We start from the raw sequence: 15,361 nt of genomic DNA, 5'->3' as shown, positions 1-15,361 counted from the left end.
AACCCATGAGCGGTGTGCCTGATGCGCCCGAGGCCAGGGTGCTCGTCGTCGACGACGAACCGATGATCGTGGAGTTGCTGGCGGTGAGCCTGCGCTTCCAGGGCTTCGAGGTGGCCACGGCGGCCGACGGCGCCGAGGCCCTGGACCGGGCGCGCACGTTCCGGCCGCAGGCGCTGATCGTCGACGTGATGATGCCCGGCATGGACGGCTTCGGCCTGCTGCGCCGCCTGCGCGCCGACGGCATCGACGCGCCGGTACTGTTCCTGACCGCCCGCGACGAGGTGGACGACAAGATCACCGGCCTCACCCTCGGCGCCGACGACTACGTCACCAAGCCGTTCAGCCTCGAAGAGGTGGTGGCGCGGTTGCGGGTGATCCTGCGCCGGGCCGGCCGGGCCGAGCCGGAGCGGGCCGACACCCGGCTGCGGTTCGCCGACATCGAACTCGACGACGACACCCACGAGGTGTGGAAGGCAGGCGAACCGGTTGCCCTGTCCCCCACCGAATTCACGCTGCTGCGCTATTTCATGGTGAACGCGGGCAGCGTGCTGAGCAAACCACGGATCCTGGATCACGTGTGGCGCTACGACTTCGGCGGCGAGGTGGGCGTGGTGGAGACCTATGTGTCGTACCTGCGCAAGAAGATCGACAACGGTGAGCCGCGGTTGATCCACACCCTGCGCGGCGTCGGGTACGTGTTGCGCGAGCCGACCGGGCGATGAGCGCCGCGGGGGTGCGCGCGCGCTTCGCGCGTGGCTTCGCGGCGATCCCGCTTCGGGTGACGCTGGTCCTCGTGCTGGTCGTGCTGGCCGGATCCGGTTTGGTCGCTTCGGGTTTCGTGGTGACGACGGCGATGGAGAACTCGCTGCAGCGTCGCACCGATCAGCAGCTGACCGACGCGGCGATCGAATGGGAGCGCCGGGTCGGGATGCCTGCGCCCGCGTTGCCCGCGCCGTCACCGGAGCGTCAGCCGCCCGGCCGCTACTACCTCCAGGCCGAGAGCTCCGACGGCACCCGGAACTTCACCCAGGACAATGTCTTCGGTACCGACTCCACCCCCGCGCTCCCCGATCCGCCCGCGCTGCAACCGGTCACGGTCGGTTCGGTCGACTCCAGCGATCAGTGGCGGGTACTGACCGTGCACGGGCCCCGGGCGTCGGCGACGGTCGCCTGGCCGCTCGCCGAGAACATCGAAACGGTGCGCAATCTCGTCGTCCTGCAACTGCTGGTCGGCGTGATCGTGCTGACCGCGCTGGCGATCGCGGCCTACTTCGTCGTGCGCGGCAGTCTGCGCCCGCTGCGGAGGGTGGAGGCCACCGCGGCGGCGATCGCCGAGGGCGACCTACACCGTCGAGTTCCGGTGCGCGGCAACGATACCGAGGTCGACCGGCTGTCCCGCTCGCTCAACAGCATGCTCACCCAGATTCAGCAGGCCTTCGCCGCCACCGAGGCCTCCGAGGCGGCCGCGCGCGAATCCGAGGCGCGGATGCGCCGTTTCGTCGCCGACGCCAGTCACGAACTGCGCACCCCGCTCACCACGATCCGCGGCTTCGCCGAGCTGTATCGGCAGGGTGCCACCGACGATCCGGCGACGTTCATGCGGCGGATCGAACACGAGGCGCAGCGGATGGGGCTACTGGTCGAGGACCTGCTGATGCTGGCCCGGCTGGATGCGCAACGGCCGGTCGACCTGCGACCGGTGGACCTGCTCGCGCTGGCGGGCGACGCGGTGCACAGTGCCCGCGCGATCGCGGCAGCCGAGGGTCGGCGCGGACCGATCGAACTCGAAATCGCCGAGGGAACCGGCACATTGGAGATCCTCGGCGACGATCACCGCCTCCGCCAGATCCTCACCAACCTGCTCGACAATGCCCGAACCCACACCCCCGACGGCACGGCGATCACCGTCCGGCTCACACCGGCCGAGGACGAAGTCCGCCTCGAGGTGGCCGACACCGGCCCGGGCCTTGACCCTGCCGACGCCGCCCGCGTCTTCGAGCGCTTCTACCGTGCCGATGCCTCCCGCACCCGCGCCAGCGGCGGCACCGGTCTCGGCCTGTCCATCGTCGCGGCCCTGGTCGCCGCCCATCGCGGCACCGTGGAGGTCGCCAGCGCTCCGGGCATCGGCACCACGTTCACCGTCCGTCTCCCCCGCACCGGCTCCTGACCCGCTCGACCAGGTCTCCGCGATCGGACCTCGGGCGCGGCGACGAGAGTCAGGGCCGCCGCGACCGTTCCGCAGTCACCATGTCCGGCGTCGTCACCGCCCGCCTGACCGGGCGCCGACATCCGGCGGGAGTCAGACCGGCGTCACCTGGGCGACCAGCCAGCGGTCATCGGCCTTCTCCAGCGACACCCGCACCCGGCTGCCCGATGTGGTGCCGTCCGGGGTGTCCTTGCTGGTGGTGAGCTGGTTCAGGTAGAGCAGCACCACGGCGCGCTCGGGGTCGGCCTCGACCACGCCCTCGGCCTGCGTGGTGGCCTTGACGGCGAGCTGCTTCTCCTTGGCGCCGGGCGCGATCGCCTCGTTGATCAGCTGCAGGTAGTCGTTGCGGAAGGACTCGGTCAGGCCGTCGGCCGCCTTGGGCAGCTCGGTGTCGACGGTGGCCGACTCATAGGTGAACATGGCGCTGACCGTGCTGCTCGCCGCGCTCATCGCGTCGGTGCGGGCCTGCTCGGTCCGGTCGTGCTGCCAGATCTGATAACCGCTCACCCCCAGCACGATCGCGGCGATCAGGCCGAGGGCGGTGAGGCCACCGAAGACGATCTTCATACGCTGACTCATCCGACGAACTCCACCTTCGACACGGTCATCCCGGTGTCGCTGTTGGACACGGTGACCCGGAACCGATACTGCCGCGACTGCGGTTCGGGCGAGCCGTTGTTGCTCACCGTCTGCTTCGCGGCGACGAGCACCTGCGCGGAATCGGCATCGGCGGTGACGATGCCCGATTCGACCACCTCGCCGGTGGAGACCACGTTCGCCTGCTTGACGACGTCCATGAACGGATCGACGCGACCGTCGAACTCGGTCTTGAAGTCGCCCGAGGCCACCGACAGGATCCGGTCGATGTCCTCCTTGGCGGTCTCGGCGCGAATGGTGGTGAGGTTCAGCACCGCCTGGCGGGCGGTTTCGGTGTACTGCGCGCGCAGGTCTTCGTCCTGGTTCGCCGAGTAGGCGGTGAAGGCGGTGAATCCCGCACCGGCGACCAGGGCCAGCACGAGCACGATCGCGGCGGCGAGGGCGAGGATGCGACCGCGCGAACCCTGGGGGGCGTCGTCGGCCGACTCGGCCAGGTCGACCGGCAGCTCGCCCGCCGCGAGTTTCGCGGTGTCCACGGGCTTCGGGCTGCCCTCGGACTTCCCGACGCTCTCGGGCTTCGCGGCATCCGTGGACTTCGCGACGTCCGCGAGTTTCGCGGCATCCGTGGACTTCGCGACGTCCGCGAGTTTCGCGGCATCCGCAGATTTCGCGGCGTCCGTGGAATTGGTGGTGGCCCCCGACTTCGCGGTGACCTCCGACTTCGCGGTCGCCTCGGCGAGCTTCACCGTGGCATCCCCGGACTTCGGCGTGGCATCGACAGCCTTCGCCGTGACCTCGGCACCACCGTCCACCGGTGATGCGGTTTCGCTCTTACTGATGGTGACCGTCCCGGCCGCCGTCTCCTCGACCGGCGGACCGGCCGAGCGTGCGGCCCGCCTGCGCGGGCGGCGGTTGTCGTCGTCGTTCATCGTTGCTGCTCCTCCAACATCGCCTGCCAGCTGGCCGGGACGGTGCCCGAACCGTTGGCCGCGATGTCGCCTTGGCGGTACGTGCGTCCGTCAGTGCCCAGATAGCTGCCGGTGGACGGATCATAAGGGCGCGCTGCGGCGGGGGTCACACCACCCGTCGATGCGCCTGCGGGTGCCGATGCCGGCGCGACCGGCTCCACCGGTCCGAACGGCGGGTTGTTGCCTTCCGGCACGAACCCGGTCCGGCACAGTTCGGGCGTGGGTGCCCGGACGCCGGGGAACTCCATGCACGGCGTGTTGCGGATACCGCGGACCGCGATGGGCGAGTCCTGCGGGACCTTGCAGTACAGACCCGGGGGCGAGTCCACCTGGCTCAGTTCGCTGGGCTGACGCCACTGGTCGGCGGGCAGGAAGCCGGTGGTGCAGGCGGGCGGGTCGTTGAGCACGGTCATGAAGTCGACCATCACGCCGTAGTCGATCGGTCCGCGGATCGCGGTCCGCAGCGCCGCGATCAGCGGCGGGAAGACGACCATGAGCTGTTCCAGGCTCGCGTTGTAGGTCACCCCGACCTGCCCGAGACTCACCAGGTTGGTGGCCAGCAACGGCAGGGTCGGGCGCAGGTCCTGGAACTGCGCGTTCACCACCGCCATCGCGGAAGGGCTGTTGTTCAACAGGTTTCGCAAGGCCGGATCGCGCTCGCGCAGCTCATCGGTGAGCGTGGCCAGATCCGCTGTCCAGGAACGGATGTCGTCGGCGGAGCGGGTCTGGGTGTCCAGCAGCGGGCCGATCTGGTCGAGCAGCTGCTTGGTGGGCTCGATGTCGTCTTCGGCCTGCTGCACCAGCAGGGACGCCGAGTCGATGAAGCGTTGCAGGTCGGGTCCGGCGCCGTTGAACGCCTTGAACGCCTCGTCGATCACCTGACGCAGCCGGGTGTCGGCGACGGAGGCGAGCAACTTGTCGGCCTGGTCGAGCATGGTGCCGACATCCTGGGGCAGCTGGGTGCGCTGCTCCGGGATCACCGAGCCGTCGCGCAGGTGCGCATCGGCGGGCTGATCGGAGGGCACCAGGTCGACGTACTGCTCGCCGATGGCCGAGACACTGCGCACCCACGCGCTCGAATCGGCGGGCACCTTGTAGTCGCTGTCGATCGACAGATCCGCCTCGACCCCGGCCGGGGTGAGCCGCACCGCCTCGACCTTGCCGATGTTCTGGCCGCGGTAGGAGACATTGGCGGTGGGATAGAGCCCACCGGTGGCGGCCAGCTGCACGGTCACCGCGTACCGGCCGATGCCGAACATCGCGGGGACCTGCAGGTAGCTGCCGCTCATCACGACGAGACCGACCACCGTGAGCACCGAGAAGATGACGAGCTGGATGCGGACGAACCGGGTGAGTTTCATCGACCCGCCCCTTCCTGACCGGGCAGCGGCGCGGTGAGACCGGGGATGGCGGGCAGACCCGGGATGGCGGGCAGCCCGGGCAGTGCGGGCGCGAGCGGCGGTGGCGGCGCGAGCGGCGCGGTGGCCGGGTCGCTCGCATCGGTCGCGGTCGACGGCGCGAACGAACCGACGACGCCCTCGACACCGCCGAACCGGCCGCCGAGCGGGGTGCCGGTGAGCCAGTTGCTGTCCAGGCGGGGGGCGCTCAGGTCGAAGGTGATGAACAAGTTCATGTAGTCGCCCATGATCGCGTTGTCGATGTTCCTGATCGGGAACGGGAAGGTCGGCAGGATGCCCGTCGCCACGACGAGGTTGTTTCCGGTGTCGGCCAGCGTCTGCAGCACCGGACCGAGGCTGCGCAGGTTGGCCACCAGGTCTTCGCCGCTGGTCTGGATGAGTCGTTCGCTGACGTCACCGAGTTCGCCGAGCGCGGTGATCGCCCTGGTGATGTTGGCCGACCGGTCGGCCAGCGCGGTGAGCGCGGGATGGATCTGTTCGATCGCCTCGGCGATCACGTCACGCTGACCGGACAATTTGCCCGCGAGGTGGTCCAGGCCTTCCATCGCGGCGATGATGCTGCCGGTCTGGCGTTCGAGGCCGGTGGTCAGTTCGTTGAGCTGCGGCAGCAGGTCGGCGATCTCGGCCTCGCGCCCGTTGACCATCGCGTTCAGCTCGGTGGTGATCGTCTCGAGCTGCGCGATCCCGCCACCGTTGAGCACCACCGACAGCGAGGACAGCACCTGCTCGGTGGTCGGGTAGGCGCCCGCTCGCTCGAGCGGGATGACATCGCCGCCGCGCAGCTGCCCGGTCGGCGGAATGTCGGTCGGCGCCGACAGCTCGACGTGATTGCTGCCGAGCAGACTGGTCTGGCCGATCTTGGCCTCCGCGTTCGCGGGCAGTTTCACCTCGGGATTGAGCGATACCGTCACCAGCGCGTGCCAGCCCTCGACCTCGATCCCGGTGACGTTGCCGACGTTGACGTCATCGACGCGAACCGGCGAATTCCGGGTCAGCGTGGTGACATTGGGCATCTGGATCTGGACCGTGTACGAGCCGGGCCCGCGCCCCTCGGATCCGGGCAGGGGCAGGGAGTTCAACCCGTCGAACTGACAACCGGTGGTGCCGAGCGCCACCGCGGCGCCGACGGCCACCCCCGCGAGTATGCGTTGCCGTCTCATCGCTGTCCTCCTGGAACGGCAAGCCCGGCAAGTCCTTCGGGCACGGTGATCGGCGCCGCGGCGGGCGCCTGGTTCTGCTGGACCTGGCCCTCGAGGGCCGGGTCGCTGTACACCAACTGTTCGGGGAAGGCCTGCACGCCGGTGCCCGGGTTGGTCATGATCGGCACATAGTTCATGGCCAGCGAGCTGATCACCGGCGCGATGAACTCCGCGCACAGATCCGCGGACCGGTCCGAGTCGTTGTTCTCGATCGCCCGGATCGAACCACACAGGAAGCTGAGTGGACTGGCCGTGTTGTTCAGCGCGACCGCGCCGGTGAGCGAGCCCTGCGCCGGCTTGTAGAGCTGGTAGAAGTTCACCATCGCGGTCGGGCCGGAGTGCAGCACCCGTTCGATCTCGGGCCGCTTGTCGACCAGGGTCTGGGTGACATCGGCGAGCCGCTCGACACCCTCGGTCAATTCCCCACCGGCGCCTTCGAGGAAGCGCTTCACATCGGCCAGCGCCACATCGAGTGCTTCCAGCCCGACGCCGAGCTCTTCGGACGCGCCGGCCAGCACCGAGGACACCGAGGCCAGCCGACCGCTGAACTGCACGATCTGCTCATTGCTCGCCGAGAGCACCTCGACGAACTTCTGCAGATTGCGGATGGTGCCGAACAGATCGTCGCGCCCGTCGGACAGGGTGGTCACCGTCGCGGACAGTTCGCGCAGGGTGTCGCGGAACTTCTGTCCGTTGCCGTCGAGATTGTCCGCCGCGGTGTCGACGAATCGGCCGAAGGAGCCCTGCTCGTCGTCACCGACCGGACCCAGCGCCACCGACAGGTTGGTCAGTTCGGCCTTGATCTCGTCCCATTCCACCGGCACCGCGGTGCGTTCGAGCGGAATCTGCGCTCCGTCGGCCAGTTTCGGACCACCGGTGTAGGCGGGGGCGAGTTGCACGAACCGGGCCGACACCAGCGACGGCGCGATGATCACCGCGCGGGCGTCCGCGGGCAGCTCGACGCTGCTGTCGATGCTCATCTTCACCAGGGTCTGGCCCCTACCCGGTTCGACCGAGTCGATGCTGCCGACGGTGACGCCGAGTACCCGCACCTCATCACCCTTGTACAGGCCGGTGGTCGAGGTGAAAGCGGCTGTCACCGTGTTCTTTCCACCGCCGGTGGCGAAGTAGACACCGACCGCGACCAATGCCGCGATCACCACGACCGCCACCGCGATCGTCCAGCGCGGAAGCCCGCGCACCTGCTGAGTCAAGCTCATCGCGGCGGTTCCTCCTGGGCGGGAGCGATGTAGGGCGGCTGCGGGGTGGTGAAGATGTCGATCAGGTCCTGCGGCAGCTGTTCGGGCCAGACCAGCGCGTCGACGAGCCCGCGCAGCTGGGTACTCGTCGCGTTCACCACGTAGGCGTTGAACCAGGGCCCGCTGCCGACCTGCTCACCGAGCGCGGCGGCATAGGGGCCGAGGCCGTCGAGGGCGTCGTTGAGGTTCTGCTCGTTGCGCTGGAGCAGGGCGAGGACCGAATTCAGGCGGTCCAGCGTCGGCTTCATCTGCGGCTCGTTGTCGGCGACCAGACCCGAGAGCTGCCGCGCCACATCGTCGATGTAGACGACGAGCTGATTGATCGCGGCGCGGCGCCGGTCGAGCTCGCCGAGCAGCTCGTTGCCGTCCAGGAGCAGGGCATTGAGCTGCGTGCTGCGGTCGGCCAGGATGCTGGTGACGTTCTGTGCTCTGGCCAGCAGGTCGGTGAGCGCCTGGTCGCGCACATTGATGCTGCGCGACAGGGCGGTGACGCCGTCGAGGGCGTTGCGCAACGGGCCGGGGGTATCGGCGAAGGCCTCGGACAAGACGTTCAGGGTCTCGTCGACCTGGTCCAGATCGAGATCACGCACGGTCCCACCGAGATCACTCAGCGCTTCGTTGAGCGAGTAGGGCGAGGTGGTGCGGTCGAGCGGGATGGTGTCGTCGGCACCGATCGCGCCGGTGCCCGACGGCACCACGTCCAGCGATTTGCGGCCGAGCACCGTATTGGTCTTGATCGCGGCGGTTGTCTTCTCGCCGAGCACGATCGACTCGTCGAGGTCGAACTTCACCAGGACCTTGTCACCGTCGAGGCCGACCTGTCGTACCTCGCCGGAACGCACACCGGCCACGTGCACCGGGTCGCCCGGCACCAGGCCGCCCGCGTCGAGGAAGTTCGCGGTGAAGGTCGCGCCCGAGCGGATGAAGGGCAGGTCGGAGAACTGCAGGGTCGCGAGCGAGATGGCCACCACCAAGACGATGCCGACGATGCCGACCGTCGCCGATGGCGATTTGTCCTTATTCATTGGGCGCGCACCTTCCGGTATCCTGCGAACCCGGCAAGCCGACTTCCATCGGACTGCCGTCCGGGGCGGTGACCAAGATGTTGGTGCCGCAGATGTACAGCTGCAGGAACGAGCCGTAAGAGCCGATCCGGATGAGCTTCTTGTAGGTGTCCGGCAGCTTTCCGAGCACCCAGTCGAGGTGGTCGGAACCCTCGTCCAGGTTCGTGGCGAGTCGGCCGGTCTGTTCGATGGTGTTGCGCAGATCGGGCCGGGCCTGCACGAGCAGGTCGTTGATTTCCTGTGTCGCACCGGCGATCCGGGGCAATGCGGCACCGATCGGGTCCCGCTCGGCGGACAGGTCGCTGACCAGGCGCTGCAGTTCGTCGATGGTGGTGGCGAATTGGTCGCCCCGGTCGTCGATGGTGGCGAGCACGGTGTTCAGGTTGTCGATCACGCTGCCGATCAGCGCGTCCCGGTCCGACAGTGTCTTGGCGAAGTTACCGCCGCTGTTGAGCAGCGAGACCAGTGTGCCGCCCTGCCCCTGGAAGATCTGCAGCAGCGCCGCGGTGAGGTCGTTGACCTGATCGGGGTCGAGGCCGCGCAGCAGCGGCTTGAAGCCACCGAGCAGCAGATCCAGATCCAGCGCGGGCGAGGTCTGCTCCGTGCTGATGGTGGCGCCGCCGGCGAGCCGCTTGGACGAGCCGGGGCCCTCCAGCAGTTCCAGGTAGCGATCGCCGACGAGGTTCTCGTACCTGATCGCCAGGCGGGTGCTCGCCAGCAGCGAGTACTTGCGGTCGACATCGAACTTCACGTGGGCGAGGTTGTCCTCGCCGACCTTCACCGAGGTCACCGAGCCCACCGGCACCCCGGCGATGCGCACCTTCGAGCCGGGCAGCATGCCCGAGGAGCTGGTGAACACCGCGCGATAGCCGGTCTCGCTGGAGAACCGCGCCTGACTCAGCACGATCGCCAGCCCGGCGAACACCAGCGTCATCACCAGGGTGAAGATCGCCAGTTTGATCGTCGTCCCCGTGTTCCTCACTCCGTCACTCCCGGCAGTCCGTCGAACAGCAGCTGGAATACCTTTGGCGCCCCGTGGAATTCGTGACGGGTGCTCGGCGCGTACGGCCTGCCCTGGCTGGTATCGGTCACCAGGTAGTCCGAATGACTGCCCGGTACCCGCTCCACCACACCGTCGCAGCGCGGGCCGCCGGTGGCATTCACCTTGGGCAGGTCGTCGGCGAGGTTGTAGGGCTGGGAACCGAGCATGAAGCTGGCGTTCATACCGACACCGGGCATCCGCCCGCCCATCATCTCCTCCGCGATCGGCACCAGTGGTCCCAGGCCGTCGATGACGCAGCGCAGGGCGGGCGCGTACTCGAACAGCAGGCTGGTCGTCGGGCGCAGCAGGTCGAGCGCGGTCACCAGGTCGTGTTCGTTCTCGCGCAGGACCCCGCCGACCGTGTCGGACAGGCCGATCACATTGACCAGCACGTTGTCGAGCTGGCCCTGCATCTCGGCGATGGTCTGCGAGGTACCGGTGGCGTTGTCGACGGTGCGCAACAGCGGGTCGGTGACCTCGGCGTAGAGCTCGGTCACCGCGGCGGTCTTGTCCAGATCCGACTGCAGGGTCGGCAGGTACGGGTTGAGTTCGCGCAGATAGCTGTCCGAGCGCACGAGCAGATCGCCGAGCTTGTCGCCGCGACCCTCCAGAGCGGTGCCGAGGGCGGTCAGCGTCGCGTTGAGCTTTTCGGGCTCCACCTGGGCGAGCACATCGGACAGGTGCTGGAACAGCGTGTTGAACTCGACGGTCACCGCGCTGGCCGCCACGGTGCTGCCCGGCGCCAGCGACACCGAGGCGGGCTGGTCGGGGATGATGAAGTTCACGTACTTGGCGCCGAACACCGTCGTGGATCGGATGTCGACGCCCGCGTTGGCGGGCACCAGCTTCAGCTGCTTCGGATCGACTTCCAGCCGCAGTTGCGCACCGTCGTCGCGCAGGTCGACCGCGGCGACCCGGCCGATCTCGACGCCGCGCACCTTCACTTTGGCATCGGGGTCGAGGACGAGGCCCGAACGCGGCGCGTCGACCAGCACCTGCGCGGTCTTGGTGAACGCGCCCTGGAACATGGCCAGTGCCAGCGCCACGATCCCGACGAGCAGACCGACCAGCGCGAGCGCGGCGAGCTTGCGCCCCAGCCCGCCCTGCAGTGCGGCGACGATCCTGTTGGTTTCCATCACGCTATCCCGAGAGGTGGAAGTTGCCGGAGGTGCCGTAGATGGCCAGCGAGATCAGCAGGGTCACCATGACCACCGCGACCAGCGAGGCCCGCACCGCATTGCCTACCGCGACACCGACGCCGACCGGACCACCCGCGGCGGTGAAGCCGTAGTAGGTGTGGATCAGCATCACGGCCAGCGCCATCACGATCGCCTGCCCGAACGACCACAGGATGTCGCTCGGGATGAGGAAGGTCGAGAAGTAGTGGTCGTAGACGCCGGCGGACTGTCCGTAGATCACCACCGTCGCGAAGCGGCTGGCGAGGAAGGAGGCGATGACCGCGAGCGCGTAGAGCGGGACGATCGCGATCATCCCGGCCAGCACCCTGGTGCTCACCAGGAACGGCACCGGCCGGATCGCCATCGATTCCAGTGCGTCGATCTCCTCGGCCACCCGCATGGCACCGAGCTGGGCGGTCGCGCCCGCCCCGATGGTGGCGGCCAGGCCGATGCCGGAGATCACGGGGGCCGCGATGCGCACGTTGAGGAAGGCGGCGAAGAAGCCGGTCAGCGCTTCGACACCGATGTTGCCGAGCGAGCTGTAGCCCTGCACCGCGATGGTGCCACCGGCCATCAGCGTCAGGAATCCGACGATCACGACGGTGCCGCCGATCACCGCCAACGCGCCGGTGCCCATGCTGATCTCGGCGATGAGCCGGATGGTCTCGGTGCGATAGTGCACCAGGGCACGGGGTACCGAGGCGAGCGCTTTGACGAAGAAGATCGCCTTGTCGCCCAGGGAATCCAGCGATTTCGAGGTCCGTTCGAAACGGCGGACCGTGCGCGGGAACTTACTGCGAACTACGAATGCCATGTGGTCACCGCACCGTGAATTTCAGGCCGATCGCGGTGACGACCACATTCACCACGAACAGCGCCATGAAGGCGAAAACGACTGTTTGGTTGACCGCGTCACCGACGCTCTTCGGGCCGCCTTTCACCTGTAAACCGAGGTAACAGGCGACCATTCCGGCGATCAATCCGAACAGGCCGGCCTTGACCTCGGACAAAATCAGTTCGGGCAGGTTCGTGAGCAGCGGAATGCCGTTGACGAACGCGCCCGGGTTCACGCCCTGCAGGAAGACCGAGAAAGCGAAGCCGCCGACGATACCCACGGTGCAGACCAGGCTGTTGAGCATCAGGGCCACGAACATCGAGGCGAGCACGCGGGGCACGACCAGCCGGCTGATCGGGTCGATGCCGAGCACCATCATCGCGTCGATCTCTTCGCGGATCGTGCGGGCGCCCAGATCGGCGCAGATCGCGGTGGCACCGGCGCCGGCCACGATCAGCACCGTGACGATCGGCCCGACCTGGGTGACGGCGCCGAACGCGGCGGCCGCTCCGCTGAGGTCGGCCGCGCCGATCTCGCGCAACAGGATGTTGAGAGTGAAGACCACCAGCACCGTGAACGGGATCGCGACCAACAGGGTCGGCACGATCGAGACGCGAGCGATGAACCAGGCCTGGTCGATGAATTCGCGCCATTGGAACGGTCGTCGGAAGGATGCTCGCGCCACATCGGCACTGAGTTGGAAGAATCCGCCGACCGCCCGCAACGGGACAGCAAGGAGGTCGTTCATGCGTATTCCTCCTTATTCGACGGGCGGACCGACATGTCCGCGTACCCGTACTTCACCGCCACCCCGATCTGAAGACTGACCAAAGACTAGAACACGTTCCCACTAATGTCTGCCATTTCAGGTGACTTAGACCAGGACTTTTTCTCGAAATTTGCCGCTAAAACTGAAACGAATGCTGATCGATCTCGAGCGCCCTCCTGTGAGCCGTCACACACCCCGACGATCATGTCTACCAATACCTGGACCGGTGATCAACACGACAGGCGCGAAGGAGGCGGCGGGGCGCGCGGTGGGCCAACATCCGGCAAACCGCCGGTGCGAGAGTCAGCCCAGATCGCGTAGGGCGCGGGCCGAGAAGGTGTGGTCGGCGGGGCGCTCTGCGAAGTAGCCACCGAGCGTGGCGGCGAGGTCGGATTCGGACCATTCGGCGCCCTCGGCGTCGAAGCGCCGCTCGACGGTCGGTGCGGCCATCAGCGCGACCATCGGTCCGTAGACGACGAACACCTGACCGTTCACCGCGTCGGCGGCGGGCGAGGCGAGATAGGCGACGAGCTTGGCCACGTGCTCCGGCGCCAGCGGGTCGACCGTGCCCTCCGGTGCCGATTCGAAGACCGCCTCGGTCATCGCCGTGCGCGCCCGCGGGCAGATGGCATTGGCGCGCACGCCGTAGCGGGCCAGGCCGCGCGCGGCGGTCAGCGTGAGCGCGGTGATGCCCGCCTTCGCCGCGCCGTAGTTGGCCTGCCCTTCCGGACCGAGCAGGCCCGCCTCGGAAGAGGTGTTGACGAGCCGGCCGTACACCGGCGCGCCCGCCGCCTTGGACGCGGCGCGCCAGTAGGCGCCGGCATTGCGCGAGAGCAGGAAGTGTCCGCGCAGGTGCACCGCGATGACGGCGTCCCAGTCCTCGTCGGACATGTTGAACAGCATGCGATCGCGGGTGATGCCCGCGTTGTTGACCACGATGTCGAGTCCGCCGAGCGACTCCTGGGCGGTGGCGACGAGCGCGTCGGCGGTGGACCGCTCGGCGATGGAGCCACCGACGAACTCCGCCTTGCCACCGAGCTCGCGGATCGCGGCGATGGTTTCGGCGGCCGCGTCCTCGGTGAGGTCGTTGACCACCACGGCCGCGCCCGCCGAGGCCAGGGCCAGTGCTTCGGCCCGGCCGAGACCCGCGCCGGCGCCGGTCACGATGGCGACCCGGCCCTCCAGTGAAATCTGCGTCACACTCATCGGGCCGACTCTAGAACGTGTTCCACAATCCGACAAGAGTCGATCACGACAACCTCAGCGCGGCCTTGGGACACTGCGCGACGGCTTCCTCCGCATCGGCGACCCGATCGGGCGCCACGTCACCCTCGGCCACGTGCAGCAGATCGTCGTCATCGAGTTCGAACATGTCAGGGGCGATTCCTACACAGATGCCGTTCGCTTCGCACCGGTCGAAATCGACGATGATCTTCATGGGAACTTCCTTCCTCGCGGTCTCGGCGAGACTAACTCAGACAGTGCTGCTCACGGGGCGGAACAGCCATCCAATCCCTGTCAATACTGGAACATGTTCCAGTTCATATGCAATGATCGGATTCGGCGGGGCCGACCCCCTCCGCCCCGCCACCATCCGTTTTCGCAGCCAGATACCGAGGTAGGAACCCATGCGCGTCGCGTACACGCCGCAGCAGGAAGAATTACGCGCGGAGCTGCGCGAGTACTTCGCCCGCCTGATCACCCCCGAGCGACGCGCCGCCCTGCGCAGCCAGACCGGTGAGTACGGCGCGGGCGATGTCTACCGGGAGGTCGTGCGCGACATGGGTCGCGACGGCTGGCTCACGCTCAGCTGGCCGAAGGAGTACGGCGGCCAGGACCGGCCGACGATGGATCAGCTGATCTTCACCGACGAGGCCGCCATCGCCGGCGCCCCGGTGCCGTTCCTGACCATCAACTCCGTCGCGCCGACGATCATGCACTACGGCACCGAGGAGCAGAAGAAGTTCTTCCTGCCCCGCATCGCCGCCGGTGAGCTGCACTTCGCCATCGGCTACTCCGAGCCCGGCGCCGGCACCGACCTGGCCTCGCTGCGCACCTCGGCCGTGCGCGACGGCGACGACTACGTGATCAACGGCCAGAAGATGTGGACCAGCCTCATCGCTTACGCCGATTACATCTGGCTGGCGGTGCGCACCGATCCCGCCGCCAAGAAGCACAAGGGCATCAGCATGCTCATCGTGCCGACCGATGCCGAGGGCTTCTCCTGGACACCGGTGCACACGATGGCCGGGCCCGACACCAGCGCCACCTACTACCAGGACGTGCGGGTGCCCGCCTCGGCGCTGGTCGGCCCGGAGCACGGTGGCTGGTCGCTGATCACCAACCAGCTCAACCACGAGCGCGTCGCGTTGACCTCGGCGGGTCCGCTGTCGCTGGCCGTCAACCAGACGGTGGAGTGGGCCAAAGAGACCTCGACGCCCGACGGCAAGCGGGTGATCGACCAGGAGTGGGTGCGGCTGAATCTGGCCCGCGTGCACGCCAAGGTCGAGTACCTCAAGCTGCTCAACTGGGAGATCGCCAGTCGCGCCGATCAGGGTGGTGACGCGGCGCCGCGTCCATGGGACGCCTCCACCTGCAAGGTCTACGGCACCGAACTGGCCACCGAGTCCTATCGCCTGCTGATGGAAGTGCTCGGCTCGCACGCCTACCTGCGCCAGGACTCCCCCGGCGCCGAGCTGCTCGGCCGGCTCGAGCGGATGCACCGGGCCGCGCTGATCCTCACCTTCGGCGGCGGCACCAACGAGGTGCAGCGCGACATCATCGCCATGACCGCCCTGCGCCAGCCCGCCGCGGCCCGCTGATCCC

The 15,361-nt window shown here is 68.0% G+C and carries 15 protein-coding genes; 3 read left to right on the top strand and 12 right to left on the bottom strand.

Features of this window, described 5'->3' with window-relative positions; translation table 11 throughout:
• The first annotated feature begins 5 nt into the window (after window positions 1-5).
• Window positions 6-722, top strand: coding sequence for a response regulator transcription factor (locus ACFVVM_RS24110; protein ID WP_387622214.1), 717 nt, complete (start codon window positions 6-8; stop codon window positions 720-722).
• A complete protein-coding gene (locus ACFVVM_RS24105; RefSeq protein ID WP_387622211.1) occupies window positions 719-2,167 on the top strand; it encodes an ATP-binding protein in 1,449 nt (482 codons plus the stop codon). The genes ACFVVM_RS24110 and ACFVVM_RS24105 overlap by 4 nt, the downstream gene beginning before the upstream one ends.
• A 132-nt stretch (window positions 2,168-2,299) precedes the next feature.
• Here the strand turns inward: ACFVVM_RS24105 and ACFVVM_RS24100 are convergent, their stop codons facing one another.
• The 12 genes from ACFVVM_RS24100 to ACFVVM_RS24045 all read right to left on the bottom strand — a co-directional run bounded on the left by ACFVVM_RS24100 (window position 2,300) and on the right by ACFVVM_RS24045 (window position 13,973).
• Window positions 2,300-2,785, bottom strand: a complete 486-nt coding sequence (locus ACFVVM_RS24100; RefSeq protein WP_387622208.1) for a h domain protein — start codon at window positions 2,783-2,785, stop codon at window positions 2,300-2,302.
• Window positions 2,782-3,732 carry a hypothetical protein gene (locus ACFVVM_RS24095; protein ID WP_387622206.1) on the bottom strand — a complete coding sequence of 317 codons (951 nt, stop codon included), beginning with the start codon at window positions 3,730-3,732 and terminating at the stop codon, window positions 2,782-2,784. Before ACFVVM_RS24095 ends, ACFVVM_RS24100 begins: the two co-directional genes overlap by 4 nt.
• Window positions 3,729-5,132, bottom strand: a complete 1,404-nt coding sequence (locus ACFVVM_RS24090) for an MCE family protein (RefSeq protein ID WP_387622203.1) — start codon at window positions 5,130-5,132, stop codon at window positions 3,729-3,731. Before ACFVVM_RS24090 ends, ACFVVM_RS24095 begins: the two co-directional genes overlap by 4 nt.
• A complete protein-coding gene (locus ACFVVM_RS24085) occupies window positions 5,129-6,349 on the bottom strand; it encodes an MCE family protein (RefSeq protein WP_387622200.1) in 1,221 nt (406 codons plus the stop codon). Before ACFVVM_RS24085 ends, ACFVVM_RS24090 begins: the two co-directional genes overlap by 4 nt.
• Complete coding sequence (locus ACFVVM_RS24080; RefSeq protein ID WP_387622197.1) at window positions 6,346-7,608, bottom strand: MCE family protein; 1,263 nt, start codon at window positions 7,606-7,608, stop codon at window positions 6,346-6,348. The genes ACFVVM_RS24085 and ACFVVM_RS24080 overlap by 4 nt, the downstream gene beginning before the upstream one ends.
• Window positions 7,605-8,672, bottom strand: coding sequence for an MCE family protein (locus ACFVVM_RS24075; RefSeq protein WP_387622195.1), 1,068 nt, complete (start codon window positions 8,670-8,672; stop codon window positions 7,605-7,607). The genes ACFVVM_RS24080 and ACFVVM_RS24075 overlap by 4 nt, the downstream gene beginning before the upstream one ends.
• Window positions 8,665-9,693: an MCE family protein gene (locus ACFVVM_RS24070; RefSeq protein WP_387622192.1), complete on the bottom strand. Its 1,029-nt coding sequence runs from the start codon at window positions 9,691-9,693 to the stop codon at window positions 8,665-8,667. Before ACFVVM_RS24070 ends, ACFVVM_RS24075 begins: the two co-directional genes overlap by 8 nt.
• Entirely contained in the window at window positions 9,690-10,889 is a 1,200-nt protein-coding gene (locus ACFVVM_RS24065; RefSeq protein ID WP_387622189.1) for an MCE family protein, read from the bottom strand. The genes ACFVVM_RS24070 and ACFVVM_RS24065 overlap by 4 nt, the downstream gene beginning before the upstream one ends.
• Window positions 10,890-10,893: 4 nt before the next feature.
• The gene (locus tag ACFVVM_RS24060; RefSeq protein WP_387622187.1) at window positions 10,894-11,745 is read right to left on the bottom strand and encodes an MlaE family ABC transporter permease; all 852 of its coding nucleotides are present in this window, start codon (window positions 11,743-11,745) and stop codon (window positions 10,894-10,896) included.
• Between the two features lie 4 nt (window positions 11,746-11,749).
• Entirely contained in the window at window positions 11,750-12,514 is a 765-nt protein-coding gene (locus ACFVVM_RS24055) for an ABC transporter permease (protein ID WP_071926106.1), read from the bottom strand.
• A gap of 324 nt (window positions 12,515-12,838) precedes the next feature.
• On the bottom strand, window positions 12,839-13,741 hold the full coding sequence (locus ACFVVM_RS24050) for a 3-oxoacyl-ACP reductase (RefSeq protein ID WP_387622183.1): 903 nt from the start codon (window positions 13,739-13,741) through the stop codon (window positions 12,839-12,841).
• 43 nt (window positions 13,742-13,784) lie between these two features.
• On the bottom strand, window positions 13,785-13,973 hold the full coding sequence (locus ACFVVM_RS24045; protein ID WP_387622182.1) for a ferredoxin: 189 nt from the start codon (window positions 13,971-13,973) through the stop codon (window positions 13,785-13,787).
• A gap of 190 nt (window positions 13,974-14,163) precedes the next feature.
• Here ACFVVM_RS24045 and ACFVVM_RS24040 point away from each other — a divergent pair, with 190 nt between their 5' ends.
• Window positions 14,164-15,357 carry an acyl-CoA dehydrogenase family protein gene (locus ACFVVM_RS24040; RefSeq protein ID WP_387622180.1) on the top strand — a complete coding sequence of 398 codons (1,194 nt, stop codon included), beginning with the start codon at window positions 14,164-14,166 and terminating at the stop codon, window positions 15,355-15,357.
• Window positions 15,358-15,361 lie beyond the last annotated feature (4 nt).

This window comes from Nocardia sp. NPDC058176 (genome assembly GCF_042883805.1).
Taxonomy (GTDB): domain Bacteria; phylum Actinomycetota; class Actinomycetes; order Mycobacteriales; family Mycobacteriaceae; genus Nocardia.
The sequence above is the reverse complement of the archived record's forward strand: the minus strand, read 5'-3'. Positions and strand labels throughout refer to the sequence as shown.

Coding starts and splice junctions, on each gene's coding strand:
- ACFVVM_RS24110 (WP_387622214.1), top strand. CDS start 6: ATGAGCGGTGTGCCTGATGCGCCCGAGGCCAGGGTGCTCGTCGTCGAC.
- ACFVVM_RS24105 (WP_387622211.1), top strand. CDS start 719: ATGAGCGCCGCGGGGGTGCGCGCGCGCTTCGCGCGTGGCTTCGCGGCG.
- ACFVVM_RS24100 (WP_387622208.1), bottom strand. CDS start 2,785: ATGAGTCAGCGTATGAAGATCGTCTTCGGTGGCCTCACCGCCCTCGGC.
- ACFVVM_RS24095 (WP_387622206.1), bottom strand. CDS start 3,732: ATGAACGACGACGACAACCGCCGCCCGCGCAGGCGGGCCGCACGCTCG.
- ACFVVM_RS24090 (WP_387622203.1), bottom strand. CDS start 5,132: ATGAAACTCACCCGGTTCGTCCGCATCCAGCTCGTCATCTTCTCGGTG.
- ACFVVM_RS24085 (WP_387622200.1), bottom strand. CDS start 6,349: ATGAGACGGCAACGCATACTCGCGGGGGTGGCCGTCGGCGCCGCGGTG.
- ACFVVM_RS24080 (WP_387622197.1), bottom strand. CDS start 7,608: ATGAGCTTGACTCAGCAGGTGCGCGGGCTTCCGCGCTGGACGATCGCG.
- ACFVVM_RS24075 (WP_387622195.1), bottom strand. CDS start 8,672: ATGAATAAGGACAAATCGCCATCGGCGACGGTCGGCATCGTCGGCATC.
- ACFVVM_RS24065 (WP_387622189.1), bottom strand. CDS start 10,889: ATGGAAACCAACAGGATCGTCGCCGCACTGCAGGGCGGGCTGGGGCGC.
- ACFVVM_RS24060 (WP_387622187.1), bottom strand. CDS start 11,745: ATGGCATTCGTAGTTCGCAGTAAGTTCCCGCGCACGGTCCGCCGTTTC.
- ACFVVM_RS24055 (WP_071926106.1), bottom strand. CDS start 12,514: ATGAACGACCTCCTTGCTGTCCCGTTGCGGGCGGTCGGCGGATTCTTC.
- ACFVVM_RS24050 (WP_387622183.1), bottom strand. CDS start 13,741: ATGAGTGTGACGCAGATTTCACTGGAGGGCCGGGTCGCCATCGTGACC.
- ACFVVM_RS24045 (WP_387622182.1), bottom strand. CDS start 13,973: ATGAAGATCATCGTCGATTTCGACCGGTGCGAAGCGAACGGCATCTGT.
- ACFVVM_RS24040 (WP_387622180.1), top strand. CDS start 14,164: ATGCGCGTCGCGTACACGCCGCAGCAGGAAGAATTACGCGCGGAGCTG.